We start from the raw sequence: 15,334 nt of genomic DNA on the forward strand, positions 1-15,334 counted from the left end.
CGAGGGACATGCAGGATGGACGCAACCGACGGTGACAAGTACGTGACAGTGGCGGTGGGTCTGGCCGTGCTCGGGTCGGGCATCTGGATGGTCGCGGCCGGCGCGGTGGTCGCCCTGACCGCCCGCGTCGCGGTGGCCCGCCGTTCCGCACGAGGCCGTCGGGCGGCGTAGCCGGCCGAGCGGTCACTCAGGACGGTGGCCGCGGAGCAGCAGGAGTGGTGGACGCCGGCGGTGCACGGCGAGATCGGGCCGCCTCTCCAGCAGCGGAAACGACGGGACCGGTTCGACGAGAGCGTCGAGGACCAGGCCGGCGTCCAGAAGGTCACTGACGATCGTGCTGATCCTGCGGTGGTACTTGACCACGCCATCGACGTACCAGTGGGTGCGGCGCAGGCCTTCGTCCGCGTATCCCTCACCGTGCGGGTCTGATCCCGACGTTGCGGTGATCGCCGGGTGCTCCATGCTGGCCACCAGCACCCCACCCGGACGCAGCCAGGAAGCCACGTGCCGAAAAAGAGTGGCCAGGTCGGGCACGTAATGGAAGGCGAGGCTGCTGGTGACGAGGTCGGCGCACGCGGGCGGCCGGCGGACCTCCTCGGCGAAACTGCGCTCGTAGCGCACGCGGGGGTGAGAAGTACGCGCGGTTGCCAAGGCGAGCATTCGCGATGACGGGTCGACGCCAAGCACGCTGCCGGCCCCGGCCTCGGCGACGAAGCGGCACAGTGTTCCGTCGCCGCACCCCAGGTCGATCACGTCGGTCCCCGCTACCTTCGGCAACAAGGCCCGCAGAGCCGGCTGCTCCAGCGCCTCGTTGATGCCGCCCTGCGCGACCCGCATTGCTTGGTACTCGGCGAAGAACTCCTCGTCGTCGTACACGTTCTGCCCGGTCACAGCGGAGTCCCCGAGCGCCGGGCCATGGCGCTCCCATGCCCGATCGCGCATACAACCTGATCCGTCGTCCGTGTGGTGACATCGCAGCGGGCGACCGCCCGCGTCCGGCCGGTGTGTTCGACCCAGGCGTGGACCGACAGATCCGCGAGCGCAGGACGCAGGTATTCGACAGTGATCGACGAGGTGACGATCTCGGGACCCAGCACCGCGCCGGCAGCAAACGTGATGGCGTTGTCGACCAGGTAGCTCAACACTCCGCCGTGGACGTAGCCATGTTGTTGCAGGAGCTCCGGGCGCACGTCCAGCTCCATCGTCACACCCGACGGCCCGTATTCGACGAGTCGCGTACCGAGCAGCACACTGAAAGGTTGAGCAGCCAAAGCCGCGCGGGCCAAGTCGATGTTCACCGTTGTGCGCCGGCCGATGGAACCTTTGGAGCTCCGCTCATCCGTCCTCCCGCGCGCGTTGTCCACATACATAGGACGCTTGGACCCGCATCAGTGTGACGATCAGCCGAAGGGTCGGGGAGTCGTGCGGCCTTGGACGCGGTCGGCGGTGCACTACATGGCGGACAGCGCTGTCTCCCACACCCGAACCATGCGGGATCTACGGACGCTTCCGCAGTTGTCCGGGAACGCCTGGCAGTACGCCTTGTCGTAGCCGCGCTTCGTGCTCTGCGTACGGCCGCCCAAGGACCGATCACCCGCTCAGCGCGCCCGCGAACGCATGGGGCTCAGTGCAGGCTGCGCAGCGCCGCGGCAGACACGACGCCGTAGGCCAGGTGCGGAACGGCGTCGCTTAGCCAGTCGGTCGGCGACCACTGCGCCGGGTCGGTCAGACCCAGCTTGAGCATCGACAGATCGGTCGCCGCCATCGCGCCTCCCCCGAAGGCAAGCGCCGCGAGCAGGAAAGGGACACGGCGCAGCATCGGTGCCAGCACGCCCGCTACGGCACCAATGCCGACGCCTGTCGCGATGCCCGACAGCGATCCCAGCCCGGCAAGCCGATTCTCGCGAACCTCGCCCTGGCCGGGCACGGGATGACCGGCCCTCTCGGCGAGCACGGTCACCGCCTGCTGCGGCATGGTGCTCGCCGATCTGGCTCGCCAGCTCATGTCCGCGTACGTGGCAGCGTTGAGTGCAGTGGTGCCGGCGGCGCCGGCCAAGGCGCCGCGAGCCAACCCGGAGAAGATCATGACCGCTCCTGCCGTGAGGACGTTCGGGCGGGCACCCGTCCCTTCGGGTGTATCCGCTCTGCCAAGTCCGGAAACGGGCGAGCCCGTGCCAGTTGATTCTGTGCGGCCACAACCTCCGGCGGCGGGCCGGCCGATCCATCCCGCGTTGGCCGCTCGCCCACTGTCGCTACCGCTCGTGTCTGCCCGGACGCGGCGTTGAGGCTGCGAAAGATCGCAGATCGCCCTCAAGGGTGCGGAGGCATCTCGCCGCTACCACCTCCGCACGCAGGTGCTGATCGACATCAGCTTCCTCCGGATCCAGGGCTCCGGACACGGCTTCACGTCATCGAGCATTCGGTTCAACGTTCCCGAAGACCGGTGGCCCGACCTGCACGAGTTGTGGCCCGGAGGAAGCCGCATCCTGGTTGACATTCCGCCCGGGGCCGGGGACGACCAGTCCAAGGGGGCCGCTTTCTGCGTCGAGCGAAGCGGCGACCCGCGGATCAGCTCGGTGGAGTTCGCCAACTTCTGCATCGACGGACTGCACTTCAGTCCCGATGGCTCGGACATGCATCCGGAGAACACCTACGTCAGCCTATATATAAGGGGTTCGGGGTGGCGCCGTGTCCGTTATGCGCCCTCTTTGACCGCCGCCGACGTCCATTAGTGGCACGCGAGTGGCACGAGGAACCTACCCAACCTATTTGACATTCATCAAAATAGTTGGCACTGTCAGGGCGTGCCCAAGACGCTGGACGTGACCGCGCTGGATCTGACGTCGCCGACGTGCTGCTCGCCGTTGACCGACCGCGGTCGGCTGGATGCCGAGGCGGCGCTGGAGGTGGCGGTCCGCCTGAAGGCGTTGGCCGATCCGGTTCGGCTGCAGATCGTCTCGTTGCTGTTGTGCGCGCCGGCCAAGGAGTTGTGCACCTGCGACATCGCGCCGGCCGTGGGCGTCAAGGACGCCACTGTGAGTCATCACCTCAAGCAGCTGCTCGAGACCGGCCTGGTGTCCAAGCGCCGGGACGGGATGAACGTGTACTACCGCCTCGACCCCGAGACGCTCCGCGCGCTGGCGCGGGTGCTCGATGTCGACTGCTGCTGACCACACCGAGCTAGCCCCATACCTCGAAACGGAGATTCCCGTGCCTGATACACCCAACCTTCCTGTCCTCGTGATCGGCGCCGGCCCGCAGGGCCTGGCCGCGGCCGCTCATCTGCTCGAACGCGGACTGGACCCGCTCGTGCTCGAGGCGGGCCCGGGCCCGGCGCATGCGGTGTCGCAGTGGGCACACGTGCGGTTGTTCTCGGGCTGGACCGAACTCGTCGACCCGGCCGCGGCCCGCCTGCTCGAACCGACCGGCTGGTCAGCACCGACTGACGGCTACCCGACCGGCGGCGAATGGATCGAGGCGTACCTCGCGCCGCTGGCGGCTGCGCTCGGTGACCACGTCCGGTACGGCCTTCGGGTCACCGGTGTTTCCCGGCGGGGTCGTGACCGGCTGGTCGACGCCGGCCGCGAGAACGAGCCGTTCTCCGTCCACGTCGTCGACGGTGAGCGCCGCGAGAGCAAGCTCGACGCCCGCGCGGTGATCGACGCTTCCGGCACCTGGACCTCGCCGAACCCGGGCGGCGCTGACGGGCTTCCCGCGCTCGGCGAGCACGCCGCTGCCGAAGCCGGCGTCGTCACCTACCTGCCGCCCACCTTCGCCGACGCCGACGCGCTGGCCGGGCGGCACACCGTGATCGTCGGGTCGGGGCATTCGGCCATGACGGCGGTGATCCAGCTGGGCGCCGTCGCCGAAGCCAACCCCGGCACCCGGGTGTCATGGGTCCTTCGGCGCGGAACCGGCGGCGTGTCCTTCGGCGGCGGCCCGGCCGATCAGCTCCCGCAACGCGGCGCCCTCGGGCTCGGCGCCAAGGCTGCCGTCGACCGGGGGTTCGTCGAATTGGTGACAGGATTTCGCACCGATCACTTCGACCTTGCTGACGCCCGGGCGATCCTCGTCGCCGAGGACGGTCGCGCCCTGCCGCCCGCCGACCGGGTCGTCGTGCTCACCGGTTTCCGCCCCGACCTGACCTTCCTGACCGAGGTCCGCCTCGACCTCGACCCGGTGCTCCAGGCGCCGGCTCGGCTGGCCCCGGACATCGACCCCAACCTGCACTCCTGCGGCTCGGTGATGCCGCATGGCGCCGCCGTGCTCGCGCAGCCGGAGAAGGATCTGTACCTGGTCGGGATGAAGTCCTACGGCCGCGCGCCCACCTTCCTGGCGATGACCGGCTACGAGCAGGTCCGCTCCATTGCGGCCGAACTCGCCGGTGACCACGAGGCCGCCGCTGCCACCGAACTCGTCCTGCCCGACACCGGCGTGTGCGGTGGGGCCGGGCTGTTCGATGAGACTGCGAGCGCCGACGGCTGCGCCACCGACTCCGGCGGCGGCTGCTGCGGACCGGCCGCCGCGGGACCGCAACCGGTCGCGCTGGCCCTCAACGCCCGCTGACCTCTTGACGCAACGCCCAGCCGCGCCGGCGGCGCCGCCCCCGCTGTGGGGGGCCCGCGGTCCGGAGTTGCGCTGGGCGTTGCGGGCGCTGTGCCTGACCGAGATCGTCTCGTGGGGCGTCCTCTACTACGCCTTCCCCGTGCTCCTGCCGAGTATCACGGCTGACACCGGCTGGTCGACCACCACGCTCACCGCCATCTTCTCGGCCGCGCTCGTCATCTCCGGTCTGGCCGGCATCGCGGTCGGACGGATCATCGACCGTCACGGCCCGCGATGGGTCATGACGGCCGGCTCGGTCACCGCCGTCGCCGCGATCGCCGTGATCGGCACCGCGCACTCCCTGTGGCAGTACATCGCGGGATGGGCGCTGGCCGGTCTGGCCATGTCCGGTGTCCTTTACGCCCCCGCGTTCGCTGCCGTGACCGTGTGGTTCGGCCGTGACCGCGTCCGCGCCCTCACCGCCATCACCCTCGTCGCCGGCCTGGCTTCGACTGTGTTCGCGCCATTGACCGCGCTACTCGATGAGCACTCGTCCTGGCGGACGAGTTATCTCGCCCTCGGCGCCGTCCTCGCGATCGCCACCGTGATTCCGCACGCCGCCGCACTGCGACCGCCGTGGCCGCCCGCGCACGCGCGCGCGGAAATTTCGCCGCCGGCCAACTACGAGGGCACTGCCCCGTCCGCACTCGACGCTCAGGTGGACCGCGGCGCGTTCGTCCGCCTAACCGCCGCCTACACCGCGATCGGGTTGTGCTCGACCGCGGTTGTGGTCAACCTCGTGCCGCTCCTGCATTCACGCGGCTACACAGCGACGTCGGCGGCCTGGGCGCTGGGTATCGGCGGCGTCGGTCAGGTCCTCGGCCGTCTCGGCTATGCGCGCCTGGCGCAGCGGGTCGGACTGCTCGCGCGCAGCGTTGCCGTGTTCGCGGTGGTGGCCGTGACGGCCGCGCTGTTCGCTCTCGTGTCCGGCCCGTTTGTCGTGTTGCTGATGATCGCGCTGCTCGCCGGCAACGCCCGCGGCCTCGCGACCCTGCTGAGCGCGACCGCGATCTCCGATCGTTGGGGTGTGGCCCGCTACGCCCGGCTCAACGGCCTTTTCACGGCGCCGACCATGATTGCCGGCGCACTCGCGCCATTCATCGGCGCCGGCCTCGCCGCGATCCTCGGTGGCTACCCGATAGCATTCTTCGCGCTGGCTCTGCTCGGCGGTGCGGCCGCACTCGTCCTCGCCAGTTCCTGACCGTCACGACGGTCCCGTTTCTGCGATGTCCACCAGATGTTCACCGCGCACAGGTGTCGAAGCCATAGACATCTGTGAACATAGACAGGTGCCGAAGTCAGCAACCGTCGAGTCACCTAATCAAGCAGTCGCCCGCTGCTCACCGCTCTCACGGCAACCGATGTCGCAGCACGAGGCCGAACAGATCGCAACGCTGCTCAAGGCCCTCGCCGACCCGGTCCGGCTGCGCCTGATGTCCCTGGTGGCCTCGCACGAAGGAGGCGAGGCCTGCGTCTGCGACCTGACCGGCGCGTTCGCCCTGTCCCAACCCACCATCAGCCACCATCTCAAGGTCTTGCACGAGGCCGGCCTCGTCGACCGCGACAAGCGCGGCGTATGGGTCTACTACCGCGCCGCTACCCAGGCTTTGTCCAACCTCGGCGCGCTGATCGGCAGCGCATCGGCATGACCTCCGACCTCGCCCGTCGGGCACTCGCCGAATTCGTCGGCACGGCCTTCCTGGTCGCCGCGGTCGTCGGCTCCGGCATCGCCGCCGTCCGGCTGTCCCCGCACGACGTCGGTCTGCAACTACTCGAGAACAGCGTCATCACCGGTGGCGCGCTCGTCGCCCTCATCCTGGCGCTGCAACCGGTCTCGGCCGCGTTCAATCCGGTCGTCACCCTGGTCGAACGCGCCCTGGGCGCGGTGTCGACCACCCACGCGGCGGCGTTGATCGTGGCACAGCTGGCCGGTGGATTCCTCGGCACAGTCGTCGCCAACCTGATGTTCGATCTCGACGCCGTGAACGTCTCAACCCATCACCGCGCCGGCAGCGGCGTGCTACTGGGCGAAGTCGTCGCGACGTTGGGGCTTCTCGTCGTCATCTTCGGCACCGCTCGCGCCGGCCGCTCCCACCGAGTCGCCTACGCCGTGGGCGGCTACATCCTCGCCGCCTACTGGTTCACCAGCTCAACGTCGTTCGCCAACCCCGCCGTGACGGTCTCCCGGATGTTCTCGAACACCTTCGCCGGTATCGCACCGAGCTCGGTGGCCGCCTTCGTCGCAATGCAGCTGCTCGGTGGCCTGCTCGGCTACGTCCTGGTCCGCGCGCTCTACCCCACAGCCCGCGCCGTCGCATCCGAGGTCGCACTACAAGCCTAGAAAGGCAACTCAATGTCCACGAAACCCACCGTGTTGTTCGTGTGCGTCCACAACGCCGGCCGCTCCCAAATGGCCGCCGGTTGGCTCAAACAGCTCGCGGGTGACACAGTGCAGATCTGGTCGGCCGGCTCCGAGCCCGCCGATCACATCAACCCAGTCGCTGTCGAGGCCATGCGCGAAGTAGGCATCGACATCAGCGCCGAAACGCCCAAGATCCTCACGACCGACTCAGTGTCGCGCGCCGACGTCGTCATCACGATGGGCTGCGGCGACACCTGCCCCTATTTCCCCGGTAAACGTTACGAGGACTGGGACCTCACCGACCCCGCCGGCCAGTCCCTCGACGTCGTCCGCACGGTCCGCGACGACATACGAGACCGCATCCAAACCCTCGTGGCCGAACTGGTGCCGACCCGGCCGACGGTCGACTCCTGACCGCACCACCGTCGCGATTAGCCCAGCACGCATCGGCCACTACGAGCATCATCCTCACCGATACGTGGCGCGCGCTGTCACGACGGCAAGGCGCAGTTGGGAGCGGTTCAGCAGGGCCGGCCGACGGGACCGGTCTAGGTGCTCTTGGTCAGCAGAGAAGGTGAAACTTCCTCACACCGTTCCCCGCGCCACGTGTGCCAGCCGGCCTGGGCGCATACGACGGCCACCAAGAGGGCCGCGGTCGGATCCGCCCACCACAGCCCGCGCGCCAGGTTGGCGGCCAGACCGACGAGCACGGCTACGGACAGGTAGGCGCAGATGATGTTCTGCCGGCCCGCTCCTGCCGCTGCTTGTGAGCCGAGGACTGCCCCGACCCGCTTCTTGGCCGAGCCGAGTACCGGCATGAGGATGGCGTCGAACGCCGCGAGAGCGGCACCTATCCGACTTGGACGGGCACCCCCGCCGATCACCAGCTGGTCGATCGCCTCGACGACGATGTAGGGCACGAGCAGGAAGAACGAGGCCGCCACCACTTTGCGGGCAACCGTGTCGGCCTCGTCGGACAGCACTCGCGAACCGCTGAATCGCCAGACAATGATCAGCGCGGCGACCGCCTCGATCCCGCAGTCAAGGCCCCAGCCGATCAGAGCGACGGAGTTCGCATTGATACCCGCCGTCATTCCGACGATGCCGTCGAGGGCGAGCCATCCGAGAGTGAGCCAGGACAAGAGCAACACTCGGCGCACGGCCGCCGGACGGGTTGGGGGCGGCCACGCCAGTCGGTTCCACGACACCTAAGTAAGATATCAACCGTGCTAAGTATCATCAAGGATGATTGATATGACGACTGATGCGCAGATGGCGAAGTTGTGCCGCGACCTGGCGCAGACCTGGGCGCCCATCCTCCAGGCGCTCGCGCACCCCGAACGCCTGCTGATCGCGCTGTGGCTGGCGAACACGAGCAGCACGGTGCGAGAACTCGAAACCGTCACCGGACTGAGCCAGTCCCTTGTCTCCTACCACCTCAAGGCACTACGGGAGGCCGGACTCGTGCGGGCAACCCCTGTCGGTCGAGCGAACTGTTACGCCCTCGCCAACCCCGATCTCAACAAACTGGCCGACCTGCTCGGAACGCTGACCAATGTTTGAGCCGTCCGCACGGACATCGAAGAGCGTGGTCGGCAGCACGGCGGATACCTCTCGAGCAGGGCTCCAAGTTCCCCAAGCTGGTTAGGCTTGATCGGTGGTCTCCACGGCGGCGGTGCTGACGTGTCCTCGGTGCGCGCGCCGAAGCAATGAGTCGATGCCGCGGGACGTGTGTCAGCCGTTCTACGTATGCGAGGGGTGCGGCGCTCGATGTCCCCCGAGGCGGGCGATTGCCGTGTGTTCTGCTCGCACGCCGACACTCGTTGCCCGCCTAAGCAGAGCGAGGAACGATGACCCAACGCCACGTCGCAGTTGAGGACGAGTTCGCCGGTTCATCGCAGTGCTGGTGTTGCGGCAGCGTTGACGATCCAACGCTGATGGTGTACCTCGGTCATCACCCCGAGGTCGCGCTGTGCCGGGGCTGCGCGCGGTGGGCCGCCAAGCAGGCATGGGAGATCGACGACCGCTCCAAGACCAGGCCCTTGGCGATAGCCCGAGACCGATTCCGCAACGTCCGCAACGGCGTGGTAAATCGAGGCTGGCACCGGAGTCGAATCTTCGGCGCCCCGCTGCGATGGCTCGGACGACACTTGCCCTAGGTGCACTGCTGCTCGGCCTCGAGTCACGTCAGTCCGTCAACGTGAGTTGGGCTCGGTGGTGGTCGTAGTGGAGCGTCGCATAGTGATAGACGTCCAACAGAGTCATGTCGTCCGTGAAGTAGGGGTCCCACCGACTCGGGAACGGCATGCTCCTTAGAAGCGCTGCGTCGGAGTCGCGGACGACATGGCGTTTGAGGGATTCGATGACTCCGCCCATCCACGCGTCCATTCGCTGGGGCGACAGGATGCGCCCGCCGATGCACGAACCCAAGTAGTTGATCACGTCAAACGGCTTGGCCGTGGCATCGAGGGAGGAGGCGAAAGCTCGCTGACCGGCTCCAGGCAAGCGCGGAACGATCTTGAGGACCACCCGGAGGTTGCGGGTGATCAAATAGCCGAAGAGCATGTGGAACAACAGTTCTCGGTTGGTCCAGCGGGTGCCGTCCGAGCGTTTCGCCAGCGTTTGATCTGTGCTGTTCGCGATCAGATTCGAGAAGTCCCGGCGAACCCGATCAAGTTCGTCGCGGACGGCCTGCCGCGTAGCGCGACCATCACCCATCGGGTCATCGTCCGTCATTCGGGAAAAACTGAGAAGCCAACGCCGGCGAATCGGATGTCGGCGGGGCCAGCCGATGTCGGAGCCTCTCTCGCCTTCGGTGCCGTTCGATTAGGTCGTGTCTTGATCTTGCAGTGGTAGCCAGCGTGGTATCCACCGAGGCGTAGCGCGGTTGCCGACAGAGCAGATAGGCGTCTCGCGGTTGCGGCGAGGGCATAGGCAGCTCGGGACTACCAGGGGCCTCGGTGCCTCGGCCGACGTATTTCGGCGCCACATGACGGCGTGGCTGTTTGCCGTGTTCTCAGCTGGGTACCTGTGGTCCGCCAATGCAGACCAACAGTGGGGACAAGATATGACCAGTCAGGTTTCAGATACTCGGGGAGCAGCCTCGCGCGGTTCCGCCGACGCCAGCAAGAAGGAACGGACGCTTTCCATGATCGCCGGGGTTCTCGGCGTGCTCATGTTTCTCTTCGGCTTCCTAAAGTGGCTCAGTGTGCAGAGCGGCGGGCACAACCAGGTCAAGTACTCCGGATACGCCATGGACACGCCGACCTCGGCAGTGATCCTGCTGTCGCTGGCGGCCGGTCTCATCGCCCTGTTCGGGGCAATGGATCGCCGGGACGGACGCGGCGTGCCCAGCGCCATTCCGACGGGGCTGGCGCTTACCTCTCTGCTCGGCGCGATCGCGATCCTGCTCAGCAAGGGCAGCATCACGGACAACGTCGGCGCCAAGGTAGGCGCTGAAATCGGTCTGATCCTCGGCTTGATCACCGCGGCGCTGCAGACCATCGTGCTCGGGATAGGAATGGCTTCGCGCAAGGACGACGAGGCCTACACGGGCGGCGCTGCAGTCGTAGGCGACAACACGCGCCGCGTGTAGTCGACGCTGCTGCGTGCCGCGGCAGCAGCTAGCGGGCTTCCCGGCTACGGGGTGATGATCACCTCGTAGCCGGTGAAGGTCGACGGACGCGCACACGACTCGCCGCTGGGTCCGCCGATCATCCGGCCTGCGATGTCTGCTTGGTCCACTGCATGTACAGCATGCTCGCGTCATCGTGAAGCCCGGCTTGCGCTGTGTGGTCGATGGTGCTGCGCACCAAGCGGCGGATGACCTCTTGTGGTGAGTCGCCGGCGGCGTGTTCGCGGGCTAGGAGGTCTCGAAGCCGGTCTTCGCCGAAGAATTCTCCGTTTGGGGTGCGGGCGTCCACGACGCCGTCGGTGTAGAGAAGTACGCCGTCACCGGGCTCGAGGTCGACCTCGGCTATCCCGCCGACGACCGAGCCCAGCGCGCCCATGCCGAGCGGCAAGCCGGGCACGACCTCGACCGGTGCCAGGACAGACCCTCGCCGGACGAGAAGAGGCTGTGGGTGTCCGCAGGTCATCCAGCGCAAGTGGCCGCCATCGACGTCGAGTCGGGCGAGGATCGCGGTGGCGAACGGGAGGTGGCCCGGGTGTGTGCGCGTGGCCTGGTCGATGGCGTTGGCGAGCTCGGGCAGGTCTTGCCCGGCTCGGCGACCGTGGCGGTAGGCGCCGACGACCAACGACGCGAGGACGGCGCTGGGCAGCCCGTGGCCCACCATGTCGAAGATCGCGAAGTCGAGCCGGCCGTCGTTGTAGGCGTAGTCGAAGCAGTCGCCGCCGACCTCGTAGGCCGGCTCAAGCAAACCGGCGACGGCCGCGCCGGCCGCGGAGAACGACAGGGGGGGCAGTAGCGCCCACTGCATCTCCGCCGGCAGATCCATCCGGTGGCGGCGCCGCAAGAGGTGCGGAAGGTCGGTGTACTGCGCGCTGGTGATCAGAAGCGGCGCGACCGCAAGCCCCAGCTCGACACAGCGGATCTCGACGTCCTCGTCCCATGTCGACAACGTCATGGCCAGCACACCCAACCGGTCCGACCGATCACTGACCGGCACCCAGACATGCCAACCGTCATCGCGTTCCACCGCCAAGGCCGACTGCGAGGTGAACGCCCGCCCGGCCATCGAGCCGTCCAAGGAGGCGATCGCGGGCTCCTCCCCGTGGGGGAGAACATCCGGATGCGGTGTCAACTCGACCTGGGCGTAGTCGACCACAAACAGGACGACATCGCGGCCGCCCATCTCGCGGATCGCGTAGGCGATGCTCTCCACGAACCCATCAGGTACCGCAGACTGATGCGCAGACAGCAGCCTGGCGATTGGTCGCTCGGCCGCCTCGAACTCCGGCACCACGGCTCCCGTTCGCATCCGAACTGCCACCGACAGCGGAAGTTTAGGCGGTCCCGGCCGAGACGTTGCGGCAACCCTCCCGGGGGCGAGCTACGGCAGGCCCCCGATCATCGCAACAATTTGGGATCGTCCGGCCGTCGGCGCGGCTTGGGGATATTGGCGCCCATGACCGCCGCTACGAGCGTCACCATCGAAACGCCGCACAGAAGCAACGCCAGGACGGTTTCCCGGTGAAGTAGCCCAGCCGCGGTGAAGCTCCCGAGGAAGACGGCCGCCGATATCGCGTACCGTCGCCGGCGCGATTCAACGCCTCGTCAGGGCTCTCCGGAGCAGACGTGATCACCGCCGGCCGACTCGAGCGAGCGTGCCGCTGCATGCATCGATCATCCCGCAATCGCGGCCTCGCTACCTGACCACAACGGTCGAGGGCCTTCCCTGGCTTTGCGCTTGGGCAGGGGCTGGGCTGGGTCGACGAAGAGGGTTACGGTCCCCGGGTGAGACTCGACTTCGGCGTGCATCTCGGGCTCAATCAGGTTGGCGATCCGGCGCCTGATCGCTTGGCGTACTACGAGCAGTTGCTCGCGATCGGCGAAGGTGCGTTGTCGGCTCTGTGGGTCAGTGATCACCTGCAGAAGGACGACGCCCCTGTTCTCGAAGCGTGGACGACGCTCACCTACCTGGCCGCGCTGGCGCCCTCCTTTCGGGTGGGGCACCTGGTGCTGAGCCAGAGCTACCGCAACCCGGCGCTGCTGGCCAAGATGGCGGCCACCCTGCAGATGCTCACCGGAGGCCGTTTCGTGCTGGGCTTGGGCGCAGGGTGGCAAGCCGACGAATATCACGCCTACGGCTTCCCGTTCCCGTCAGCAGGTGAGCGGATCGCGCAGTTGGGGGAGGCGATCGACCTGATCCGCGCGATGTGGAGCGGGTCGCCGGCCAGCTACGCCGGACGGCACTACCGGGTGGAGGGCGCCCACTGTGAACCACGTCCGGAGCCGCATCCACCGATCCTGGTCGGCGGCCAAGGTCAGAAGGTCATGCGGATGGTGGCCGAGAAAGCCGACGCATGGCACTGGGACGGTCCGATCGAGATCTACCGACCGCCGTACGACCGTCTCGCCGCGCACTGCGAGACCATCGGGCGCGACATCAGCAAGATCAAGCTCCTGGCCGGTATCGAGGTGTACTTCCCCGCCGACTCGGCTGATTTCCCGCAGCCCTACTGGAGCGGCTACGAGAACTTCATGACCACCCCGTTCGGCCCGACGCCGGCCGATGCGATCGCCATGATGCAACCGATGATCGAACTCGGCGTCACCGAGTTCACCGTCATCTTCTGGGACAGCCAATCAGCTCGGTCATTCGTCGACAAGGTCATCCCGGCCATGCGCTGACCGATCTCACGCGTACGCCAACGAGGGCGATCGGAGTGGCGGGTCAGGCGCCCGCGGCGTTCTTCTTGCGGGTCGCCGGGGCCTTCACGGCGGCAGTGTGTCGCGCGCTCGCGGCGCGGTCTTGTGCGGCTGCGTTCTTCTTCCGCGTGGCCGCGGCCTTCTTGGCCGTCGCCTCGCGCTTCGCAGCGGCGTCCGCGGCGATCGCCTTACGGGTCGCGGCGGCCTTCTTGGCTGCAGCTTGACGCGTCGCCGTCTCGTGAGCGGCAGCGCGATGAGTCGGAGTGGTGCTGACGGGCGCTTCATCGGCGGACGTCTTGCGGACCGTGGCTCGGTGCGCGGGCACCTTGTTCGCGGGCGTCATCCGCACCGGCGTCGAGCTCGTGGCAGCACCGGGGCGGCCTCCTCGAGGGCGTCTTCGTTGTCCCGCTACCAACCCCGTGTCAGCGGGAATCCGCTGCGCCCGCGGTCGTCGGGTCGGACGCCGAGGACCTGGTTCACCCCGATGTCGTTCGACTCGAAGGACATCGCCGCCGCCGTCATGTACAGCCGCCATACCCGCGCCCGCACCGGCGTCGACGCCCTGACTGCCGCATCCCACGAGCGGTCTAGGTTGGCGCACCAGGCCCGCAGGGTCAGGGCGTAGTGCTCCCGTAGTGACTCCACGTCGCGCACCTCGAATCCGGCGTCCTCGAGTACTGAAATCATTCGGGCGATCGGCACCAGCTCTCCATCGGGGAACACGTACCGGTCGATGAACGAAGAGGATTCCGGGCCCTGCTGCGGATCGTCCGGACGTAGCGCGATCGCGTGATTGAGCAGGCGTCCTCGTGGACGGAGCAGCGCAAACAGATCCGCGGCGTAGTGCGGCAGCATGGCCGAGCCCACGTGCTCGGCCATGCCGATGCTCGACACGGCATCGAAGGGGCCGTCGCGGATGTCGCGGTAGTCCTGCACGCGGATCTCGACGAGGTCGGCGACGCCCTCGTCCATCATCCGTCGACGGGCGAAGTCGGCCTGTGCGCTCGACAGCGTCACCCCGACCACCTGGGCGCCGTACGTGCGGGCCGCGTGCAGGGCGAAGGTCCCCCACCCGCAGCCGACGTCGAGCACACGCATTCCCGCCGCCAGTCCGAGCTTGCGGGCGACCAGGTCGCATTTGGCGAACTGCGCGACCGTCAGATGATCGGGATCGGCGGCGTCGGCGGCGGGCGGCGCCCAGTATGCGCAGGAGTACGTCATCGAGTCGCCGAGCACGAGGCGGTAGAAGTCGTTGCCGACGTCGTAGTGGTGCGCGATTGCCTCGGCGTCGCGGCGCCGGGTATGCCGGTGGCCCCGCAGCCGGACTTCTTCCTTGGGCGGACGCGGGGGCGGACCCACCACACCCAGTCGCACGGCTGCGCCGGCCAACGCGGCGAGTGTGCGCAGCCCGGGTCGCTCCCCGACGACGTCGTCGGGCCGGATGAGCTCGAGCACGCGCGACAGGACGGCGAACAGGTCGCCCTCCACATCCAGGTCGCCGGTCACGTAAGCGCGGGCCAGGCCGATCTCGTCGGGGGACCACAGCAGCCGGCGTAACGCCCGGCGCCGGACGATGACCATCGTGGACGGCGAATCGGGACCGGTGACGCTGCCGTCCCAGAACCGCAGGCGGAACGGCACTTCGCCATTGAGCGCGCGCCGCAGCAGCGGACCGAGGACTTCTGCCGCCGTGCGGCCGCTTCCCAGGCTGGACGCGGCGGCGTTCATGAGCCCTCCTGAACCGGTTGTGCCGGTCGGCAAGTAGCAAACAACCACACGTTGTCACGCCGACAAATCGACTGTAGTGAGCCGACCCGTAGCCGCGCTTCGGCCGGCAAGGCGCGCTGTTAATTACGTAGCCGCTCCGGGAAGTCCATGGTTGAGCGCGTCACGCCCCGGCGAGCCGCGCGACGGTCAGCGTCGGCGTTCCCAAACAAGGTGATGGACCGATGCTGGGGGTTACCGGCCGGCGCCGTGAGGCGTTGACCGGTCCCGAGTCCGGCGGCCGCACCCGCGCCGCAGCGGGGAGATCCACT

Annotated in this window: 18 protein-coding genes and 2 pseudogenes; 11 read left to right on the top strand and 9 right to left on the bottom strand. The window is 67.9% G+C overall.

All coding sequences use genetic code 11. The annotated features are described in order from the left end of the window. Nucleotides 1–15: 15 nt before the first annotated feature. Nucleotides 16–171, top strand: a complete 156-nt coding sequence (locus tag ABR571_RS15530; protein ID WP_409454114.1) for a hypothetical protein — start codon at nucleotides 16–18, stop codon at nucleotides 169–171. A gap of 12 nt (nucleotides 172–183) precedes the next feature. Here the strand turns inward: ABR571_RS15530 and ABR571_RS15535 are convergent, their stop codons facing one another. From ABR571_RS15535 to ABR571_RS15545, 3 genes are all read right to left on the bottom strand, one after another. Further along, on the bottom strand, nucleotides 184–891 hold the full coding sequence (locus tag ABR571_RS15535) for a class I SAM-dependent methyltransferase (RefSeq protein ID WP_409454115.1): 708 nt from the start codon (nucleotides 889–891) through the stop codon (nucleotides 184–186). Beyond that, nucleotides 888–1,364, bottom strand: a complete 477-nt coding sequence (locus ABR571_RS15540) for a PaaI family thioesterase (RefSeq protein WP_409454116.1) — start codon at nucleotides 1,362–1,364, stop codon at nucleotides 888–890. The genes ABR571_RS15535 and ABR571_RS15540 overlap by 4 nt, the downstream gene beginning before the upstream one ends. A gap of 260 nt (nucleotides 1,365–1,624) precedes the next feature. Then, nucleotides 1,625–2,086, bottom strand: coding sequence for a hypothetical protein (locus ABR571_RS15545; protein WP_409454117.1), 462 nt, complete (start codon nucleotides 2,084–2,086; stop codon nucleotides 1,625–1,627). A 250-nt stretch (nucleotides 2,087–2,336) separates the two neighbouring features. Here ABR571_RS15545 and ABR571_RS15550 point away from each other — a divergent pair. The 7 genes and pseudogenes from ABR571_RS15550 to ABR571_RS15580 all read left to right on the top strand — a co-directional run. Beyond that, nucleotides 2,337–2,660 (top strand): annotated as a pseudogene (locus ABR571_RS15550) (right-handed parallel beta-helix repeat-containing protein); the annotation flags it as partial. 144 nt (nucleotides 2,661–2,804) lie between these two features. Next, nucleotides 2,805–3,170: a metalloregulator ArsR/SmtB family transcription factor gene (locus ABR571_RS15555; protein ID WP_409454118.1), complete on the top strand. Its 366-nt coding sequence runs from the start codon at nucleotides 2,805–2,807 to the stop codon at nucleotides 3,168–3,170. 40 nt (nucleotides 3,171–3,210) lie between these two features. Further along, nucleotides 3,211–4,566 (top strand): FAD-dependent oxidoreductase, encoded by a 1,356-nt coding sequence (locus tag ABR571_RS15560; protein WP_409454119.1) that lies wholly within the window; start codon nucleotides 3,211–3,213, stop codon nucleotides 4,564–4,566. A 4-nt stretch (nucleotides 4,567–4,570) separates the two neighbouring features. Further along, a complete protein-coding gene (locus ABR571_RS15565; protein ID WP_409454120.1) occupies nucleotides 4,571–5,806 on the top strand; it encodes an MFS transporter in 1,236 nt (411 codons plus the stop codon). A gap of 160 nt (nucleotides 5,807–5,966) precedes the next feature. Next, entirely contained in the window at nucleotides 5,967–6,254 is a 288-nt protein-coding gene (locus ABR571_RS15570) for an ArsR/SmtB family transcription factor (protein WP_409454121.1), read from the top strand. Continuing rightward, nucleotides 6,251–6,946, top strand: a complete 696-nt coding sequence (locus tag ABR571_RS15575) for an aquaporin (protein ID WP_409454122.1) — start codon at nucleotides 6,251–6,253, stop codon at nucleotides 6,944–6,946. Before ABR571_RS15570 ends, ABR571_RS15575 begins: the two co-directional genes overlap by 4 nt. Nucleotides 6,947–6,958: 12 nt before the next feature. After that, nucleotides 6,959–7,381 (top strand): arsenate reductase ArsC, encoded by a 423-nt coding sequence (locus ABR571_RS15580; RefSeq protein ID WP_409454123.1) that lies wholly within the window; start codon nucleotides 6,959–6,961, stop codon nucleotides 7,379–7,381. Between the two features lie 134 nt (nucleotides 7,382–7,515). On the opposite strand, the gene ABR571_RS15585 is transcribed toward ABR571_RS15580, so the two are convergent. Next, a complete protein-coding gene (locus tag ABR571_RS15585; RefSeq protein WP_409454124.1) occupies nucleotides 7,516–8,175 on the bottom strand; it encodes a cation transporter in 660 nt (219 codons plus the stop codon). A 46-nt stretch (nucleotides 8,176–8,221) separates the two neighbouring features. Between ABR571_RS15585 and ABR571_RS15590 the strand changes: the two genes are divergently transcribed. Further along, the gene (locus ABR571_RS15590) at nucleotides 8,222–8,530 is read left to right on the top strand and encodes an ArsR/SmtB family transcription factor (RefSeq protein ID WP_409454125.1); all 309 of its coding nucleotides are present in this window, start codon (nucleotides 8,222–8,224) and stop codon (nucleotides 8,528–8,530) included. Nucleotides 8,531–9,154: 624 nt separating this feature from the next. On the opposite strand, the gene ABR571_RS15595 is transcribed toward ABR571_RS15590, so the two are convergent. After that, on the bottom strand, nucleotides 9,155–9,703 hold the full coding sequence (locus ABR571_RS15595; protein ID WP_409454126.1) for a DinB family protein: 549 nt from the start codon (nucleotides 9,701–9,703) through the stop codon (nucleotides 9,155–9,157). Between the two features lie 331 nt (nucleotides 9,704–10,034). Between ABR571_RS15595 and ABR571_RS15600 the strand changes: the two genes are divergently transcribed. Further along, nucleotides 10,035–10,562 (top strand): DUF5336 domain-containing protein, encoded by a 528-nt coding sequence (locus ABR571_RS15600; RefSeq protein WP_409454127.1) that lies wholly within the window; start codon nucleotides 10,035–10,037, stop codon nucleotides 10,560–10,562. A gap of 118 nt (nucleotides 10,563–10,680) precedes the next feature. On the opposite strand, the gene ABR571_RS15605 is transcribed toward ABR571_RS15600, so the two are convergent. Both ABR571_RS15605 and ABR571_RS15610 read right to left on the bottom strand, forming a co-directional pair. Then, entirely contained in the window at nucleotides 10,681–11,811 is a 1,131-nt protein-coding gene (locus tag ABR571_RS15605) for a PP2C family protein-serine/threonine phosphatase (RefSeq protein ID WP_409454128.1), read from the bottom strand. Between the two features lie 185 nt (nucleotides 11,812–11,996). Continuing rightward, nucleotides 11,997–12,185 (bottom strand): annotated as a pseudogene (locus ABR571_RS15610) (hypothetical protein); the annotation flags it as partial. A gap of 198 nt (nucleotides 12,186–12,383) precedes the next feature. Between ABR571_RS15610 and ABR571_RS15615 the strand changes: the two are divergent. Further along, the gene (locus ABR571_RS15615) at nucleotides 12,384–13,280 is read left to right on the top strand and encodes an LLM class flavin-dependent oxidoreductase (protein WP_409454129.1); all 897 of its coding nucleotides are present in this window, start codon (nucleotides 12,384–12,386) and stop codon (nucleotides 13,278–13,280) included. A 43-nt stretch (nucleotides 13,281–13,323) separates the two neighbouring features. Here the strand turns inward: ABR571_RS15615 and ABR571_RS15620 are convergent, their stop codons facing one another. Both ABR571_RS15620 and ABR571_RS15625 read right to left on the bottom strand, forming a co-directional pair. Further along, nucleotides 13,324–13,641 carry a hypothetical protein gene (locus tag ABR571_RS15620; RefSeq protein WP_409454130.1) on the bottom strand — a complete coding sequence of 106 codons (318 nt, stop codon included), beginning with the start codon at nucleotides 13,639–13,641 and terminating at the stop codon, nucleotides 13,324–13,326. A 65-nt stretch (nucleotides 13,642–13,706) separates the two neighbouring features. Next, nucleotides 13,707–15,026 (bottom strand): class I SAM-dependent methyltransferase, encoded by a 1,320-nt coding sequence (locus ABR571_RS15625; RefSeq protein WP_409454131.1) that lies wholly within the window; start codon nucleotides 15,024–15,026, stop codon nucleotides 13,707–13,709. Between the last annotated feature and the right edge of the window lie 308 nt (nucleotides 15,027–15,334).

Source organism: Jatrophihabitans sp. (assembly GCF_046262535.1).
In the GTDB taxonomy this organism is placed as follows: domain Bacteria; phylum Actinomycetota; class Actinomycetes; order Mycobacteriales; family Jatrophihabitantaceae; genus Jatrophihabitans.

Bases quoted from the DNA above. Each gene is read 5' to 3' on its own strand.
- ABR571_RS15530 (WP_409454114.1), top strand. From the start codon at position 16: ATGGACGCAACCGACGGTGACAAGTACGTGACAGTGGCGGTGGGTCTG.
- ABR571_RS15545 (WP_409454117.1), bottom strand. From the start codon at position 2,086: ATGATCTTCTCCGGGTTGGCTCGCGGCGCCTTGGCCGGCGCCGCCGGC.
- ABR571_RS15570 (WP_409454121.1), top strand. From the start codon at position 5,967: ATGTCGCAGCACGAGGCCGAACAGATCGCAACGCTGCTCAAGGCCCTC.
- ABR571_RS15575 (WP_409454122.1), top strand. From the start codon at position 6,251: ATGACCTCCGACCTCGCCCGTCGGGCACTCGCCGAATTCGTCGGCACG.
- ABR571_RS15580 (WP_409454123.1), top strand. From the start codon at position 6,959: ATGTCCACGAAACCCACCGTGTTGTTCGTGTGCGTCCACAACGCCGGC.
- ABR571_RS15590 (WP_409454125.1), top strand. From the start codon at position 8,222: ATGACGACTGATGCGCAGATGGCGAAGTTGTGCCGCGACCTGGCGCAG.
- ABR571_RS15595 (WP_409454126.1), bottom strand. From the start codon at position 9,703: ATGACGGACGATGACCCGATGGGTGATGGTCGCGCTACGCGGCAGGCC.
- ABR571_RS15600 (WP_409454127.1), top strand. From the start codon at position 10,035: ATGACCAGTCAGGTTTCAGATACTCGGGGAGCAGCCTCGCGCGGTTCC.
- ABR571_RS15620 (WP_409454130.1), bottom strand. From the start codon at position 13,641: ATGACGCCCGCGAACAAGGTGCCCGCGCACCGAGCCACGGTCCGCAAG.
- ABR571_RS15625 (WP_409454131.1), bottom strand. From the start codon at position 15,026: ATGAACGCCGCCGCGTCCAGCCTGGGAAGCGGCCGCACGGCGGCAGAA.